Origin of the sequence: Rickettsia philipii str. 364D (assembly GCF_000283995.1) — a bacterium.
In the GTDB taxonomy this organism is placed as follows: domain Bacteria; phylum Pseudomonadota; class Alphaproteobacteria; order Rickettsiales; family Rickettsiaceae; genus Rickettsia; species Rickettsia rickettsii.
The window spans coordinates 640,242-655,521 of the sequence record NC_016930.1 but is presented as its reverse complement, the minus strand read 5'-3'; the positions used below and the strand labels follow the sequence as shown (position 1 = coordinate 655,521).

Sequence of the window (15,280 nt, the reverse complement as noted above, 5' to 3'; positions counted from 1 at the left end):
CGTTGTGATATAATTTATGTCATCCTAGCAGAAGCGGGAATAACATTGCTTGCCTTAATAATATACAGAATACAAATCTTGATCAGCGTTGTGGAGGGGAAGACTCTCTTTTAATAGGTGTTGATTTATTCAAATTTTCCGACTGAATGATATCTCTTGCATTCATTAATGCTCCCATAATTTTTATATTCCCTTTGATATTAACTCTATCTCTTCCTACTACCATTTTAGCTTTTTCAATATCTGGATTATCTTTACTTATAGGTTTTAATTGAGACTTTCCTGATACTACCCTTACATCTTCCGTTTTAACACTAGGGTTTTCAATTGCTTCTGCTCGTTTTTGTTCTTGTAATAACTTATCTATAGTTTGTAAACGTACCTCTTTAGATAAAGTTTTATCATCAATTAAATTAGTTTTAATGAAACTTTGCTGTTCTGCAGTAGAAGATTTAGTACCAAATGCCTTTACCAGCTCATCTACTTTTTTTATTGATTCCTCTTTTTTTTCTTCAAGAGTTTTAAGGTTACCATTGGGAGAAAGCATAGCACGAAAATTATTGACTTTCTCAACTGCAAGTTTAGAGATATTATTTAATATACTAGAAGTTTCTTGTACAATTCTTGCTTCTGCCGACACTACCGGTTCTTTAGATTTTTCTAATGCTTCTATAACAGGATTAACAGCGTTAATTACTTCTCGAGCTTTGTTATATATATCATCGTGAGGCTTGTGTTCTTCTATATTCTGTCCTTTTAACCCTTCAGTTAAATTTTGAGTGTCTCTATCTAAAGCTGTCTCACTCGCTGCATCTTTAGCTTTTTTAAGTGCCTCTTTCTCAGAGTCATTAATATTACTATTATCGATCCCGCTAGAAACTGCCTTAGTTATTTCAGGACCTCCTTTGCCTTCATAAATACCGTCTACTAACCCTTTAGTCATTAGCTCTCTATCAGGTAAATTGGTCTGACTTTCTGCAATACCTTTTTCCGCTGATGCCATAATAAGTGCTTTATTAGGTAAGGATAAAGAGGTATCACTATGAGTAGCTATAGTCTCGCCTACCCCTTTAACAATCGTTGCTTTGTCTTGAGCTTCAAGCGAGCTTCCTGCCACTGTGTTAGTAATTTCTTGAATTATTTCGCCTTTGACTACTGCTGTAGCCGGACCATCTAAAACATTAGATATAATGGCTTGTATGTTTGTTGTTTTTAATTCAGTATTACTTAGAGGATCAAGCAAAATATCATTTACTTTTTTTATTGTATCTTTTTTAGTTTGTTCTGCCATAATCTTATCTAAATGCTGCTGCATCAATTGTTGTTGTGCCGGACTGAGAACTTGGGCTTCTACACCTTTCTTTAATACAGAACCTAATAATTTTTGTTTTTCCGCATTGCTTAATTCAGAGACATTAACCTTATCACCTACTGCTATAAGCATTGCAGTAGAAAGGTTACTTTTTATTACAACATCCTTAATACCGTCAATTGCTGCAGCTCTACTTGCATCATCTTGAAGACTTAAACCGACATCTACTGCCTTGTCTAACACCTGCTGTTTTTGCTTCGGCTCAAGATGCTCTGAATTTAAAACGATAGCTACTGTAGCTTCAAGCATTTTTGATTTTTCTAGGTCTGGGGTATTCTGATCATTTTTTATGGTTTCTAATACTGCATTGACTCCAGCTACTTTTGCATCCGGTTTGAGGTTTTTATTATTGACCGTATTTTCAGCGAAAGCAATGATATTAGCCTGCTTTTCAGCAATATCACTTTTCTCATTATTAAGAATTACCGTGGCTGCTTCTTTAATTAAATCAATTTGTTTGTTGCTATCAATTTCTTTTGTTAAACCTGCATTTACATTATTTAATAAATCTTGCATGCTGCCTGATAAAGCCGTAGCTGCATTAAGAAGATTTGGATTCACGTGTTGCGACTGTGGCATTTGTGAAGTCTCAGGTTGCAGTGGTTGGTTAGTAGGAGTAATTGGCGGTACTTGTTGTTTATACTGAGGTGGTTCAACCGATGAACTTGTTGTTTGCTGTGGAGTTATTAGCGGTTGTTCCTTACTTTGTCCTTGTCCTATTATAATATCTTCAGCTTGCGATAAATCAACGCTCTGCCCTTGGTTCAGTTCCACCTCCTTCATCATTTCTTTATATTTACCGCGTGTTACCGCAAGTGTATAAATTTCTCCACCATGCTCTATATAAGCTATTGCGTCATCTCCGGTTCCGGCAAATTTTAAAGGTTTTGGTGAGCTTATTTCTTTAAGTTGAGGTTTACCGTTTGGTCCTTCTTCGTAGTGGGCAGTGAAATATACGGCTTTATCTTTGGAGGGCTTTGTGCCATCAGCTTTTAATGCTACCATCGATAAATGCATTGACCCATCGGCTTTATCAAGTTTTATAGGAAAATCTATTTCCCTATATGAGCTGATCTGAACCTGAGTACCGTCTTGTTTAGCTAAAGTAAAAGGCTTAGTTTTAACAGTTGTTTCATTTAAGGTACAGAGTTCATCACCTGCATCATTTTTAACTACTGTTGCTCTAAGATCGCTTGCACTTACGTGATTTTCCCACTGTACCGGTTTAAATCCACCAGGGTATCCACTAGCGGCGCTAAATGTATTATGCACATTTTTATAGCCGGCTATTTCTATTGATTCTAATTTCTTTTTAAGCTCAGGCTTTTCTAAAGCCTTATCAATAAATTCTCTATTAGCCGGATTACCGAAAAAAGTACTTAGTGTTTTATCTTTTTCTTTTTCTTCTTCTATTTCTTTTCTTTTTTGTTCAGCTAAATCACGGTCTGTAAGGGCTGCCAGGTCTTTTAATATTTGTTCTATTAAATTATCTTTTTGCGGTTGTATAATTGTTTCTCTTACAGCCTTGGTTATTGGGTCTGATGTCTGACTGTCAGGAGAGATATTGCCCGATAAAGCACTCATTGAAGGGGTAGATTGAGCAGAAGATTCAGAAGTAACGATAAAACCATCGTCAGCTTCTAGTTCTGGGGTTGTAGTTTGAGATAAAAATTCTTTTTGCTCTTGTTCTAATGTTTGCTTTTGTTCTTCTGTATATTCCTTATTTGCTAAAGGATCAAATTCACTTGTATCTAGGTTACCGTCTTTACTCATAAAACCTCTCATTTAACCAAAAATTAATTAGCATAAACTGTAAGTGATGCGTAGTCAAACCGATTGTTATATTGATCTTTACCCTCTTATGTCATTCCCGCGTAGGCGGGTATCCAGTCACTAAAAAGTCTAAGCACACTAGATTTTTAAATTAAAAGCTCGATTTATTTCGTTTTTTTCTGGATTCCCGCCTCTGCGGGAATGACATAACATATCCTTTTTTCACAGTTTGAGTTATACTGTCAAAGATAGTATATAGAGATTTTAGTAATATCAAGACAAAACTAATATTATTGAGAAAATTTAATAGAATTTTTATATTCTTTATTGAGTGCTTTAGTTGCCCAAAGCCAGGTTAAGCAAGTAATTATAAATATAATCATTAAACAGATGGAAATAGATTGATAACTAGCGGAAGGTAATATTATAAATACCAATGATTGTAAAAATGCACTACCAGATTTACCGAGTTTTGTACCTATCACGTCGGCAGCAGCTTTGCCTTTTATTTTTATTTCCGGATCTAAAGGAACATAGGCCATTTCTTTTGTTGAATCAAATAAGGTATATTTGCTTGATTTACTAAGCACATTTTGAATAGCACCTATTGTTATAGCAATTAAAGCAGGATCGGTTAGAATAAAATTTACTATTATTAAGCCGGCAAATCTTTCAAAATTATTAACGGCAAAAAATAATATACCGGTAATAAAAACTATTAAAGGGGTGATAACAGCCGCCGTAAACCAGCCAAGTCTTCTAACTATATTTGAACCAAGTACGACAAATAAAATAGTAAATACTCCGGTATAGCTCAAATAACTTCCTATAAAAGCTGCATATTCGGTTGGAGTTTTATAAATTTTAGTAGCTGCTGCTTTCCAAGGACCTTCTACTAAATTAATGGCAATGCCATAGCAGATAAGCAAAGTTGCAATTAATCTAATATGTCTTGACGATAGAAGCATCTGAAAACTTTCGGCAATAGTCATAGATTTTTTCTTTGCTTTAAACCTGAGTAACGCCATATGCTCTTTGTCTAGTACTTTATGATTAAGCAACCAAAAAGTTTTAATAGCTATTATTCCTAAAATTAATACTATAGTTAGTATAATTTGTATAGAAAGTGTATGAAAAGACGATTGCAATGCAAATTTATTAGTTACGTAATCATTAATATTACTTAGATTTTCTAAAAACTGCCCTGCTAAATAAATACCTGTTTGACTAAGTAAACCGAATAACGGATAAAATCTTTTAGATTCTTCTACTGTAGTAATATTATTAACAAACTGCCAAAAAAGTAATGCGAAAACTACGTTTGGCCATAATTCGGCTATTATATAAAATAACGAAAAACTCCATTTTGATAAAAGCAATATAAACCATTTTAAATTAGGTAAACTTGCCGTTAAATTTTGAACGGTTACAGGACTGAAATGCAGCATTTCATGATTTGGAAAAATAACGTAAGCAAAAAGAGCAAAGAATGTTAAAAATATTGATATAATAAGATAAAATATATTTTCTGCTTTCATCTTATTAACAAGCTTTACATATATAGCAGTTATTAAAAAAGCTGACGGCATCACTCCCCAAAACTTCAAAAACGAGATAATCTCGGCACCGATCATAGTAGTAACAATACTATCTTTTAAAGCTCTGATTAGATTTTGGATAAATAAAATACAGAACATTAATAAAGTGATGAATAAAAATTTAGAAACTTCATGGCGTTTTATAGGCCAGATATAATCGGTAAGTTTAGAAAAATAGCTATTGATTTTAGAGGAAGAATTTTCTATATTACTGGGGTTAATCGTCATTATTTGGTCTAACCTATCTTGCTATTGGCTAGAGTTATATATTAAAGATTGTCTAAATTTAAGTCAAGTTAAAATCACATTAAAATGAGTAATTATTGGTTAAATATTTATAAACCAAGAGGTATAAGTTCTGCTCAACTTGTTAGCATAGTAAAAAAAATACTCGGTAAAACCAAGATAGGACATGCCGGTACTTTAGACGTAGAAGCGGAAGGAATATTACCGTTTGCCGTAGGTGAAGCTACAAAACTGATACATCTGCTCATTGATGCTAGAAAAACCTATATTTTTACCGTAAAATTCGGAATGCAAACCAATAGCGGCGATTGTGCCGGTAAAGTAATAGCAACGAAAGATTGTGTCCCTTCTCAAGAAGAAGCTTATGCCGTATGTTCTAAATTTATCGGTAGCATAACACAAATACCGCCGGCTTTTTCAGCTCTTAAAGTTAACGGTGTAAGAGCTTATAAATTGGCTAGAGAGGAAAAAAAAGTAGAATTAAAGCCACGAAATATAACTATTTATGATCTAAAATGTTTAAATTTTGATGAGAAAAATGCTACCGCTACATACTATACGGAATGCTCAAAAGGTACTTATATAAGGACTTTAGCAGAAGATTTGGCATTGTCCTTGCAAAGTTTAGGATTTGTGATAGAATTACGCCGTACTCAGGTTGGAATATTTAAAGAAGAAAATGCTATCCGAATTAAATCGCCTGACGAAATTACCAAAAATGCCCTAGAGGCAAAAAGTATAAAGATAGAAGCAATACTGGACGACATCCTGGTTCTTGATGCAACTGACAGCCAAGCACAGCAAATTAAATATGGACAGAAATGTTTATTTAATTATGAAAAAGACTTTAGACATCTTGCCAAATTTGCTTATAGAGAGGAATTTAAAGGAAACACGGAACGCAGCACCACAGCGTACACTTTAGTACGTGAGGATGCGAGTACCGGATTGACGTACAAATTACCTCTAGAAGTAGAGTTTGGTAAGATGTCTGTTGATCTTTTGTGGGTTCGCTATAAAGGCACTTTGCTTGCAATAGGTAGCTTAAACAAAAGTTGCTTTAATTCTTTACGAGTATTTAATTTAACACAAGACTTCTTTTAAAACTGGAAGTCTATATATTTAAGGAGAAATTATCGATGTCGATTACTACAGAACGTAAACAACAATTAATTAAAGAATATGCTATAACAGAAAATGATACCGGTTCAAGTGCAGTGCAATGTGCTATCTTAACTGAAAGAATCAATAATTTAACCGAGCATTTTAAATCTAACCATAAAGATCATACTTCAAGACGCGGATTATTAATTTTAGTCGGGCGCCGCCGCAGATTACTTAACTATATTAAAAAGAATAATGTTAGCAAATATTTAGATTTAATAAGTAAGCTAGGAATTAGAAAGATTAAGTAGTTGGATAATCGTCATTGCGAGCAGCCGTAGGATGCGTGGCAATCTCGTCAAATATCCTGAGATTGCTTCGTCGAATTACTGCGTAATTTTCCTCGCAATGACGTGGTAGAATACAATAAAATATAAATTATGAGATGAGATAAATAGATGTTTAACGAAATAACTAAGAGTGTTACATGGAACGGGCAAGTTCTTGAGCTTAGTACAGGTAAAATAGCAAGGCAAGCTGACGGGGCAGTTACGGTAAAAATGGGTAATTCCGTTTTATTATGTACGGCAGTAGTAGCTAACAAAGCAAAAGAGGGCATAGGTTTTCTTCCTTTAACAATTAATTATAGAGAAATGGCATATGCTGCCGGTAAGATACCAGGGGGATTTTTTAAACATGAGGGAAAACCATCAGATAGAGAAGTTTTAGTATCTCGTTTAATAGATAGACCGATTAGACCATTATTTCATCCGGCTTTTGTGAATGAAACGCATGTAACTTGCAGTGTTCTTTCATATGATCCTGAAACTCCGGTAGATATACTTGCAATTATCGGTGCATCGGCTGCACTTAGCCTATCCCCTGCTCCTTATCTAGAAATAGTTGCGGCAAGTAAAGTAGGTTTAATCAATGGTGAATTTGTTTTAAATCCGACACTTGCATTATTAAAAACAAGTCAGCTTGATTTAGTAGTTGCAGGAACATCAGATTCAGTAATGATGGTTGAATCGGAAGCTCATTTACTTTCTGAAGAACAAATGTTAGAAGCTGTAAAATTTGGATTTGAAAGCTTTCAGCCGGTAATAAAGATAATTAAAGAACTAGCAGAAGAAGCTAAAAAACCAAAACTTGAAATGCAAGCTTTATATCCTGCTTCATTAAAGAAAGAAATTGAGAAGTTATTTGTAAAAGAAATTGAACAAGCTTTTGCAATGAAATCTAAACAAGAACGTAGCACTAATTTAGATTTAATACCTGAAAAAGTTTTTACACATTTTGTAAGCGACATAGAAAATAAAAAATATAGTCATTATCAAATCGAATCAGCTTTAAAAGCTATTGAATCAGATATATTACGTAACGAGATTTTAGAAAAAAATAGACGTATCGATGGAAGAAGTACCACGGATATAAGACAAATTGCTTGTGAAATAGGTTTACTACCTTCCGCACATGGTTCAGCTTTATTTACTAGAGGTGAAACGCAAAGCTTAGTTAGTACTACATTCGGTACTAGTTTAGATGAGCAGATAGTTGACAGTTTAGAGGGTGAGTATAAAGAGCGTTTTATGCTCAATTATATCTTTCCGCCCTACTCTGTAAATGAAGCAATGCCAATGAAAGCACCTAGTCGTCGTGAAGTCGGACACGGTAAACTCGCATGGCGTGCTATTAATCCAATATTACCTAATAAAGTACAATTTCCTTATTCTATTAGAGTAGTTGCCGAAACTACGGAATCTAACGGTTCTTCTTCAATGGCAACTGTTTGCGGTAGTTCTCTTGCTTTAATGTATGCCGGCGTACCGATAAAAGCACCGGTTGCGGGTATTGCTATGGGACTTGTGAAGGAAGGTAAAAATTTTGCCGTATTATCGGATATTCTCGGCGATGAAGATTATTTCGGTGATATGGACTTTAAGGTTGCAGGAACTGGCGAAGGGATTACTGCATTACAAATGGATATCAAAATATCCGGAGTAGATTTTAAAATAATGAAAGTAGCTTTAGAGCAAGCACGACTCGGTCGTTTGCATATACTGGAGCAAATGAATAAAGTTATCAGTAAACCAAATAACAAACTAAGTAAAAATGCTCCTTCTACTACTACTATAAAAATAGATAAGGATAAAATTAGAGATATTATAGGACCGGGAGGTAAAGTAATAAAGGAAATTTGTGAAACTAGCGGTGCTAAAATAGATATAAGCGATGACGGTACGGTGTCTGTTTATGCTTCAGATAGAGATAAGCTAAAAGTTGCCTTAGATAAAATTAAAGCTATTGTCGTTGAACCTGAAATCGGTGAAATATTTAACGGTACGGTAGTGAAAGTCTTAGATTCCGGTGCTTTTATTAATTATGTAGGTAATAAAGACGGCTTTGTTCATATTAGTGAAGTATCAGGAGAAAGAATAGAAACGGTTAGCAGTGTTTTAAAACAAGGCGATATAGTAAAAGTTAAGCTAATAGGCTTTGATAATAAAGGCAAAGCAAAATTAACTATTAAAAATGCCGATAAAGATAAATTTTCAAATAATACAAAGCCAAAAACTAGTGTTAATAATACTAAGGACAATTCAGAACCTGAGCAGCGACATGATTCTAGTAAAAAACGCGCTTGGAATGAAGATAATAATGCTGAAATTGCTGAAGTAATTACAGAACGTAAGTATTTTAATTGATATGAAGCTTAATCGTCATTGCGAGGAAATTACGAAGTAATTGACGAAGCAATCTCAGGGGTTTGTTATTATTTCATGAGATTGCCGTGCAGCCTACGGCTGCTCGCAATGACGGTTCGGGTATCCACAAAAATAGCTCATAATACTAATAATTTGCTGGATACCGTGGACAAGCCACGGTATGACAATGAGTAAATAAATGACCAACACAAATAATTACCGAATCATCGCAAAGAGGGTTATTTCTAGTGAAGCAAGTGCTTTAGAAAAATTATCCGAAAATATCCCTGAAGACTTTAACAGAATTATAGAATTTTTACTATCTTTCAAAGGACGGATAATCCTAACCGGCATAGGCAAAAGCGGTTATATTGCAAGAAAAATCGCTGCTAGCTTTTCTTCAACCGGTATGCCTGCTTTTTATTTACATCCGGCAGAAGCAAGTCACGGCGATTTAGGTATGGTGACGAGAAATGATCTAGTAATTATGTTATCTAATTCCGGCGAAACTAAAGAACTATTTAATATAATTGAATATTGCAAGAACTCTTCCATAAAAATTGCTGCAATGACAATGAATAAAAATTCTACTTTAGCTAAAAGAAGCGATTTTTTATTAATAGTACCTGAATACCAGGAAGCTTCTGTAATTGGAGTTCCTACTATATCATCTTTAATCATGCTATCACTCGGTGATGCTTTAATGACTGTTATACATGAAAAACGAGGCTTTACTAAAGATGATTTTAAAATTTATCATCCGGGAGGTACAATCGGCGCTAATTTAACAAAAATTAAAAACCTAATGCGTAGCGGTGATGAAATACCTTTAGTATATGAAGATACTTCCTTTGCCAAAACTATAATTATTATGAATAAAAAACGTTTAGGTTGTACGCTTGTAACAGATAAAAACCAAAATTTGGTGGGAATTATAACCGATGGGGATTTACGTCGTCATATTAACGATCAAATCCACTTAAAAACAGCATCAAGCATTATGACCAAAAACCCTATTCATATCTCATCGGAAATATTTGCAAAAGAGGCTTTAAATTTAATGAAAGCCAAGAATATCACTAATATACCGATTGTTGATGATAATATTATTATAGGCATTATTCATATTCATGATTTACTACGCATAGGGGTTAGCTAAAATCTATGCCCTCTTCTTATAAACGGCGAAAAAAAATTTGGAAATCTATATATCTTTTAATAACAGTTGGAATTTTATATATAGGGTATATATTAATTAAAAGCGGTTATATTAATGAAAAAAACGATATTAACGTTACAAAAAAAAGTTTAAAAGACAATAAAAAGTTTGATTTAAAGTATAATATTATATTGAAAGATTCAATTTTTGAAGGAGTAAGTAAAAATTTAAATGCGTATAAGATTAAAACTGAACGAGCTATAAAAGAGTCGAATAACAAATATAAACTAGATATAATAAATGCTATTTATAACGTAAATCAAGACCAAACTCTTATTATCAATGCGAAAGAAGGCTTTTTAGATGAAGAATCAAGCATATTAGATTTAAAAAACGATGTAAAACTTTTTTTTGATGAGATCATATTTAACACTAACGATGCAAGGATTGATTTAGTAAATAAGAATATAACCGGTCATTCCCCTGCTACGTTACTTTACAAAAACTCTTCAATTACTTCGGATAGTTTTAATACAAAAGATGAAAATAATATTATAATTTTTAAAGGCAATGTCTCTACAATCATCGATTTATCGGATTAGACATCTTGCCAAACCAGCTTATAGAGAGGAATTTAAAGGAGACATGGAATGTAGCACCGCAGCGTACAAAGAAGTACTTGAGGATACGAGTACCGATTTGACGTCTAAAAATTACCTCTAGAAGCGAAGTTTGGAAAGATGTCTATTATTAAACTTGTTTTACTTCTTATAATTAGTAATATAATATATGCTAATGATAAAAATATTTCAAATTTACATATCACATCTGATAGTTTAATTATTGATAGAACCAAACAAAAAGCAGCATATCTTGGAAATGTTATTGTTTACTTCGATAATGTGATACTTAGAACGAAAGAATTATATATTTTTTATAAAACAATAGATGAAAAGCAAACTATTGATCATATAGTTGTCCCTACTAAATTGACTGTAGAAAGAAAAATAAATAATGAATTATTACTTGCAGATAGTGCTAAATATTTTTGCGATAATAAACAACTTATTCTACTTGGTAATGTAATATTACAGCGTGACGATAATGTTTTAAAAACTAATAAACTAATCTACTATGTAGATATTATTAAAAAATAGAGCTATTTACCGTTGGTACGTCATGGCAAGCGATTGCAAGAAGTGTGACAATCCAGAAAATAATTAAAAAAATGCTAAAGATTAATATTTTTAACTGGATTGCTTCGTCAATTACTTACGTAATTTTCTCGCAATGACGTTGAAAATTAATCCACGCAACAAAATCTTAACAAATAAAAAAGATGGACAGCTTACACGTTAAAAATATATCAAAATCCTACAAAAAAAGGAATATATTAACTGATATATCTCTGAATATAAAACAAGGAGAGATAGTTGGTTTATTCGGTCCGAATGGAGCCGGTAAAACAACTTGCTTTAACATTATTATCGGTTTAATGAAACTGGACTCAGGGCAATTACTTTTAAATGATATAAATATTACCAACTTGCCTATTTATTTACGAGCAAGGCTTGGACTCGGCTATCTTCTTCAAGAACCTTCGATATTTCGGGAATTGTCGGTTGAAGATAATATTAAGGCTGTAGTTGAGATATCTAACAATGATAAAGAAGTAATTGAACAAAAAACCCATAATTTGTTAGAGCAGTTTTCGATAGTTCATTTAAAAGATTTATCCGCTGCTAGCTTATCAGGCGGTGAAAGGCGTAGGCTTGAGATTGCACGTGCACTTGCAATAGAGCCTAAATTTATCATGCTTGATGAACCGCTTGCCGGTATTGACCCGCTTGCTATTTCCGATATTAAAAATCTAATTACTTATTTACGTGAATTTAATATAGGTATATTAATTACCGACCATAATGTACGTGATACTCTAGATATAGTCGACCGTGCTTATGTTATTTTTGAAGGTAAAGTATTATTAGAAGGAAGTGCTAAGGAAATAGCAAATAGCAAGAAAGTTAAGGAAGTGTATTTAGGTGAGAGCTTTAGTTTCTAGACTATGCAAATTCGTCATTGCGAGCGACTTGCAGGTGTTGTTGCATGGATTGTTTTATGTCATTCCCGCCTACGCGGGGATAACATCGAGTAGGTTTTCCGAGCCATGCAACAAGGCTCTTTTGTAGGAATGACATAAGAGCCATGTAATAATATTCAAAACAGTTTTCTATGCAAATTAACAAAGAAATTTTTAGGGCTTATGATATAAGAGGCAATAGCCTTAAAGATTTAACGGAAGAAGTAGCTTATAAAATCGGCTTTGGTTTTGCCGAGATGACTATAACGAAAGATAACGATAAAATCTGTGTCGGTTTAGACGGTCGGCTTAGCTCCCCTACCCTTTGTAAAGCTTTAGAACTAGGATTAACTAATGCAGGGGCTGAAATCATAAATATTGGCGTAGTTCCAACACCAGTTTTATATTTTGCCGATAAACACTTTACGCCCGCCGGTAGTATTATGGTCACGGGGTCACACAATCCTCGTGACGATAACGGCTTTAAAATACTACAAAACGGTAAACCTTTTTTCGGTGATCAGATACAGGAGTTATTGACTAAGATTTTGGATAACTACCCCAATACCACACCAGCATCCCCTTATGTCATTCCTGCGAAAGCAGGAATCCATAATATACAATCTAAATACCTAAAACGTATTTTAGATGGAATCAACATTAATCCAAAATTAAAAGTGGCTTGGGATTGCGGCAATGGAGCAACCGGCGATATTGTTGAAGAACTTAAAAAGCATCTCTCAAACAAGAATATAATCATACATAGTAAAATTGACGGGAATTTTCCAAGCCATCATCCTGATCCTACAAATCCTGCTAATTTGCAGGAGTTAATAAAAGTGGTTAAAGAACAAAATTGTGACCTTGGTATAGCTTTTGACGGTGACGGTGATAGAATCGGCATTATAAGCTCAAGCGGTAAAATATTATTAGGTGATCAAATTTTATGCATTTTTGCTGAGGATATTTTAAAGGAAAATCCAAACGCAACTATAATAGTTGATGTAAAAGTCAGCCAATTTATAGTCGCTAAAATAAAATCATATGGAGGACATCCTATAATATGGCGAACAGGTCATCCTTTTATTAAAAGCAAAATGCTTGAGACAAAGGCTTTACTCGCTGGCGAAATGAGCGGGCATATATTCTTTGCCGATAAATATTTTGGTTTTGACGATGCAATTTATGCAGCTCTTAGATTTTTAGATTTACTTAGTAGATCAAGTAAAACTCTAGATGAGATAATAGAGGATGTACCGAAAAGCTATAGTACACCGGAAATTAAAATTGTTGTTCCTTCAGAGTTAAAATTACAAATTATTAAAGAGATTAAAGAAAAATCATTAGAAGAGAAAATGGAGTTTAATGATATAGACGGTGTACGGGTAAATACTGCACATGGTTGGTGGCTCTTGCGTAGCTCTAATACCGAATCTATTATAGTTGCAAGGGCTGAATCAGATAGTAAGAATGGTTTAGAGGAAATAATCACTATAATTAATAAATATCTTGAAAAATACGGGTTATTAATTAATTATTAACACATTATTGCTTTCTAAAATATTATTTTATATATTTTTCTTACATTAAATTAATATAAAGAAAAATAATATGTTAAAAATCTCAAATATCAATCACTCATTTGTTGATACTAGATTAGTTACAATAACGCCAATAGGTGTAAATACATTAAATATTAACATTTTGAGGCACCATTAGTAATAAAACATAAAGACCTTGAGCCTACTGATAATCCTCTTAACAGTGACGTAGCCGCATCTCATGGTTTAAATAGTCTGACCATTGACTACAGTGATGCGGGCTTATTTAGTGCTCCAACTATTAGTTATGACAACAAACTTGGTACAATAACATTTAGTGGACCAGCAGATAGTAATGCTAATACTGACACTTTAGGAAATACTAATGAAACCGTTTAAGGGTATGAGGTCATTCCTGCTAGGCGTTGTTACATGGATAGGTTTTTCTGTCATTGCGAGGAGTTACGTTAGCAACGACGCGGCAATCTCATAAGATAATATAAAAAAACTCCTGAGCTTGCCACGCCATCATAAATGCTGGCTTGCAATGACGATACAAGTTTGTATTTATTAGTTAAACAAGTGACAAAGAAAGAAATATACTCAAATGATTTGGAGAATGGGAATGTAAAACGAGGAGCGAGTACGCACAGCCTATATTTAATAGGTGATCCGAAGTTTTGCAGAAACAATTCTTCAAAGCAGAAGAGTATAATTATATTATGCGGGCCGACTGCTAGCGGGAAGTCTTATTTAGGTCATGAACTGGCTAAAGCTTATAACGGCGAAATCATTAATATCGACTCAATGCAGGTTTATAAGGAAATTCCTATTATTACCGCCTCCCCTCCGAAAAGCTACAAAACTGAAATCTTGTATCACTTATATAACTTCTTATCAATGACAGAAGATTTCTCGGTAATAAAATATCTAAAACTTGCGACAGAAAAAATAAAAGAAATAACCGACAGGGGTAAGCTACCTATATTAATAGGTGGAACGGGTTTATATATTAATTCTTTAGTGTTTGGCTATAATAATATTCCTGATATATCAGAAGATTTACAAGCACAGGTAAGAAATTTACATGTTAAAATAGGCAATATAGAATTATGGGGTAAATTAGAGAAGTTTGACCCGCTTGCTGCTTCTAAAATAAACCAAAATGATACTCAGCGTTTAATTAGAGCTTATGAAGTATTCATGCAAACCGGTAAATCTATTTTTTCTTTTCAAACTTTGCCAAAAGAACAAATCTTATCTGATTTTAATTGCAAAATTATTTTCTTAAATCCTGAGCGAAAGTTTTTATATAAAACATGTGATGAGCGTTTAGATAAGATATTTAAAGAAGGGGCAATTGACGAAATAGCTTTAATAAAAAAGCAATTTGCTCCTAAAGATTATACGAATTTGAAAGCTGTAGGGATAAAAGAAATTTTAGCTTATTTAAACGGCAATCTCACTTTAGATGAGGCTTTAAATGCAGCTCAAATACGAACCCGTCAGTATGCTAAAAGACAAGTTACTTGGTTTAAAAATCAGATACAAGATAAAATCACATTGGAATATGCTAACCAAGAAGAATTGACTCAAACTTTAAAAAACTCTTTTAAAACTATATAGCTTATCTACGTATTGCTTCTTTCTTTTTATTATTGGAAATAGGAGTAATGGAAAGTGTATTTGTCTTAGGTCCTAC

11 protein-coding genes and 2 pseudogenes are annotated in these 15,280 nt (G+C 33.4%); 11 read left to right on the top strand and 2 right to left on the bottom strand.

The annotated features are described in order from the left end of the window. Positions 1-82: 82 nt before the first annotated feature. Entirely contained in the window at positions 83-3,145 is a 3,063-nt protein-coding gene (locus RSA_RS03385; protein ID WP_014364737.1) for a Sca4 family spreading effector, read from the bottom strand. Between the two features lie 290 nt (positions 3,146-3,435). Next, entirely contained in the window at positions 3,436-4,971 is a 1,536-nt protein-coding gene (gene tlc4, locus RSA_RS03380; protein WP_014362945.1) for an NTP/NDP exchange transporter Tlc4, read from the bottom strand. An 84-nt stretch (positions 4,972-5,055) separates the two neighbouring features. On the opposite strand from tlc4, the gene truB reads away from it, so the two are divergent. The 11 genes and pseudogenes from truB (at position 5,056) to miaA (ending at position 15,204) form a co-directional block, all read left to right on the top strand. Next, on the top strand, positions 5,056-6,093 hold the full coding sequence (gene truB, locus RSA_RS03375) for a tRNA pseudouridine(55) synthase TruB (RefSeq protein WP_014364736.1): 1,038 nt from the start codon (positions 5,056-5,058) through the stop codon (positions 6,091-6,093). 35 nt (positions 6,094-6,128) lie between these two features. Next, positions 6,129-6,404 (top strand): 30S ribosomal protein S15, encoded by a 276-nt coding sequence (gene rpsO / locus RSA_RS03370; protein ID WP_004995678.1) that lies wholly within the window; start codon positions 6,129-6,131, stop codon positions 6,402-6,404. A gap of 147 nt (positions 6,405-6,551) precedes the next feature. Continuing rightward, positions 6,552-8,798, top strand: coding sequence for a polyribonucleotide nucleotidyltransferase (gene pnp, locus RSA_RS03365; RefSeq protein WP_014364735.1), 2,247 nt, complete (start codon positions 6,552-6,554; stop codon positions 8,796-8,798). A 199-nt stretch (positions 8,799-8,997) separates the two neighbouring features. Then, positions 8,998-9,957 carry a KpsF/GutQ family sugar-phosphate isomerase gene (locus RSA_RS03360; protein ID WP_012736363.1) on the top strand — a complete coding sequence of 320 codons (960 nt, stop codon included), beginning with the start codon at positions 8,998-9,000 and terminating at the stop codon, positions 9,955-9,957. Between the two features lie 5 nt (positions 9,958-9,962). Continuing rightward, positions 9,963-10,559, top strand: a complete 597-nt coding sequence (gene lptC, locus RSA_RS03355; RefSeq protein WP_014364734.1) for an LPS export ABC transporter periplasmic protein LptC — start codon at positions 9,963-9,965, stop codon at positions 10,557-10,559. Then, positions 10,555-10,703 (top strand): annotated as a pseudogene (locus RSA_RS09500) (palindromic element RPE1 domain-containing protein); the annotation flags it as partial. The gene lptC and the pseudogene RSA_RS09500, both read left to right, overlap by 5 nt. After that, positions 10,698-11,114, top strand: a complete 417-nt coding sequence (locus RSA_RS03350; protein WP_012150849.1) for an LptA/OstA family protein — start codon at positions 10,698-10,700, stop codon at positions 11,112-11,114. The pseudogene RSA_RS09500 and the gene RSA_RS03350, both read left to right, overlap by 6 nt. A 182-nt stretch (positions 11,115-11,296) precedes the next feature. Continuing rightward, positions 11,297-12,019 carry an LPS export ABC transporter ATP-binding protein gene (lptB, locus tag RSA_RS03345; RefSeq protein ID WP_012150848.1) on the top strand — a complete coding sequence of 241 codons (723 nt, stop codon included), beginning with the start codon at positions 11,297-11,299 and terminating at the stop codon, positions 12,017-12,019. A 170-nt stretch (positions 12,020-12,189) separates the two neighbouring features. Beyond that, positions 12,190-13,578, top strand: coding sequence for a phosphomannomutase/phosphoglucomutase (locus tag RSA_RS03340; protein WP_012150846.1), 1,389 nt, complete (start codon positions 12,190-12,192; stop codon positions 13,576-13,578). 70 nt (positions 13,579-13,648) lie between these two features. Further along, positions 13,649-13,977, top strand: a pseudogene (locus tag RSA_RS10255) (hypothetical protein). A gap of 135 nt (positions 13,978-14,112) precedes the next feature. Next, entirely contained in the window at positions 14,113-15,204 is a 1,092-nt protein-coding gene (gene miaA / locus RSA_RS03335) for a tRNA (adenosine(37)-N6)-dimethylallyltransferase MiaA (protein WP_014364732.1), read from the top strand. The last annotated feature ends 76 nt before the right edge of the window (positions 15,205-15,280 follow it).

Coding starts and splice junctions, on each gene's coding strand:
- tlc4 (WP_014362945.1), bottom strand. CDS start 4,971: ATGACGATTAACCCCAGTAATATAGAAAATTCTTCCTCTAAAATCAAT.
- lptC (WP_014364734.1), top strand. CDS start 9,963: ATGCCCTCTTCTTATAAACGGCGAAAAAAAATTTGGAAATCTATATAT.
- pnp (WP_014364735.1), top strand. CDS start 6,552: ATGTTTAACGAAATAACTAAGAGTGTTACATGGAACGGGCAAGTTCTT.
- RSA_RS03360 (WP_012736363.1), top strand. CDS start 8,998: ATGACCAACACAAATAATTACCGAATCATCGCAAAGAGGGTTATTTCT.
- RSA_RS03385 (WP_014364737.1), bottom strand. CDS start 3,145: ATGAGTAAAGACGGTAACCTAGATACAAGTGAATTTGATCCTTTAGCA.
- RSA_RS03350 (WP_012150849.1), top strand. CDS start 10,698: ATGTCTATTATTAAACTTGTTTTACTTCTTATAATTAGTAATATAATA.
- RSA_RS03340 (WP_012150846.1), top strand. CDS start 12,190: ATGCAAATTAACAAAGAAATTTTTAGGGCTTATGATATAAGAGGCAAT.
- miaA (WP_014364732.1), top strand. CDS start 14,113: ATGCTGGCTTGCAATGACGATACAAGTTTGTATTTATTAGTTAAACAA.
- rpsO (WP_004995678.1), top strand. CDS start 6,129: ATGTCGATTACTACAGAACGTAAACAACAATTAATTAAAGAATATGCT.
- truB (WP_014364736.1), top strand. CDS start 5,056: ATGAGTAATTATTGGTTAAATATTTATAAACCAAGAGGTATAAGTTCT.
- lptB (WP_012150848.1), top strand. CDS start 11,297: ATGGACAGCTTACACGTTAAAAATATATCAAAATCCTACAAAAAAAGG.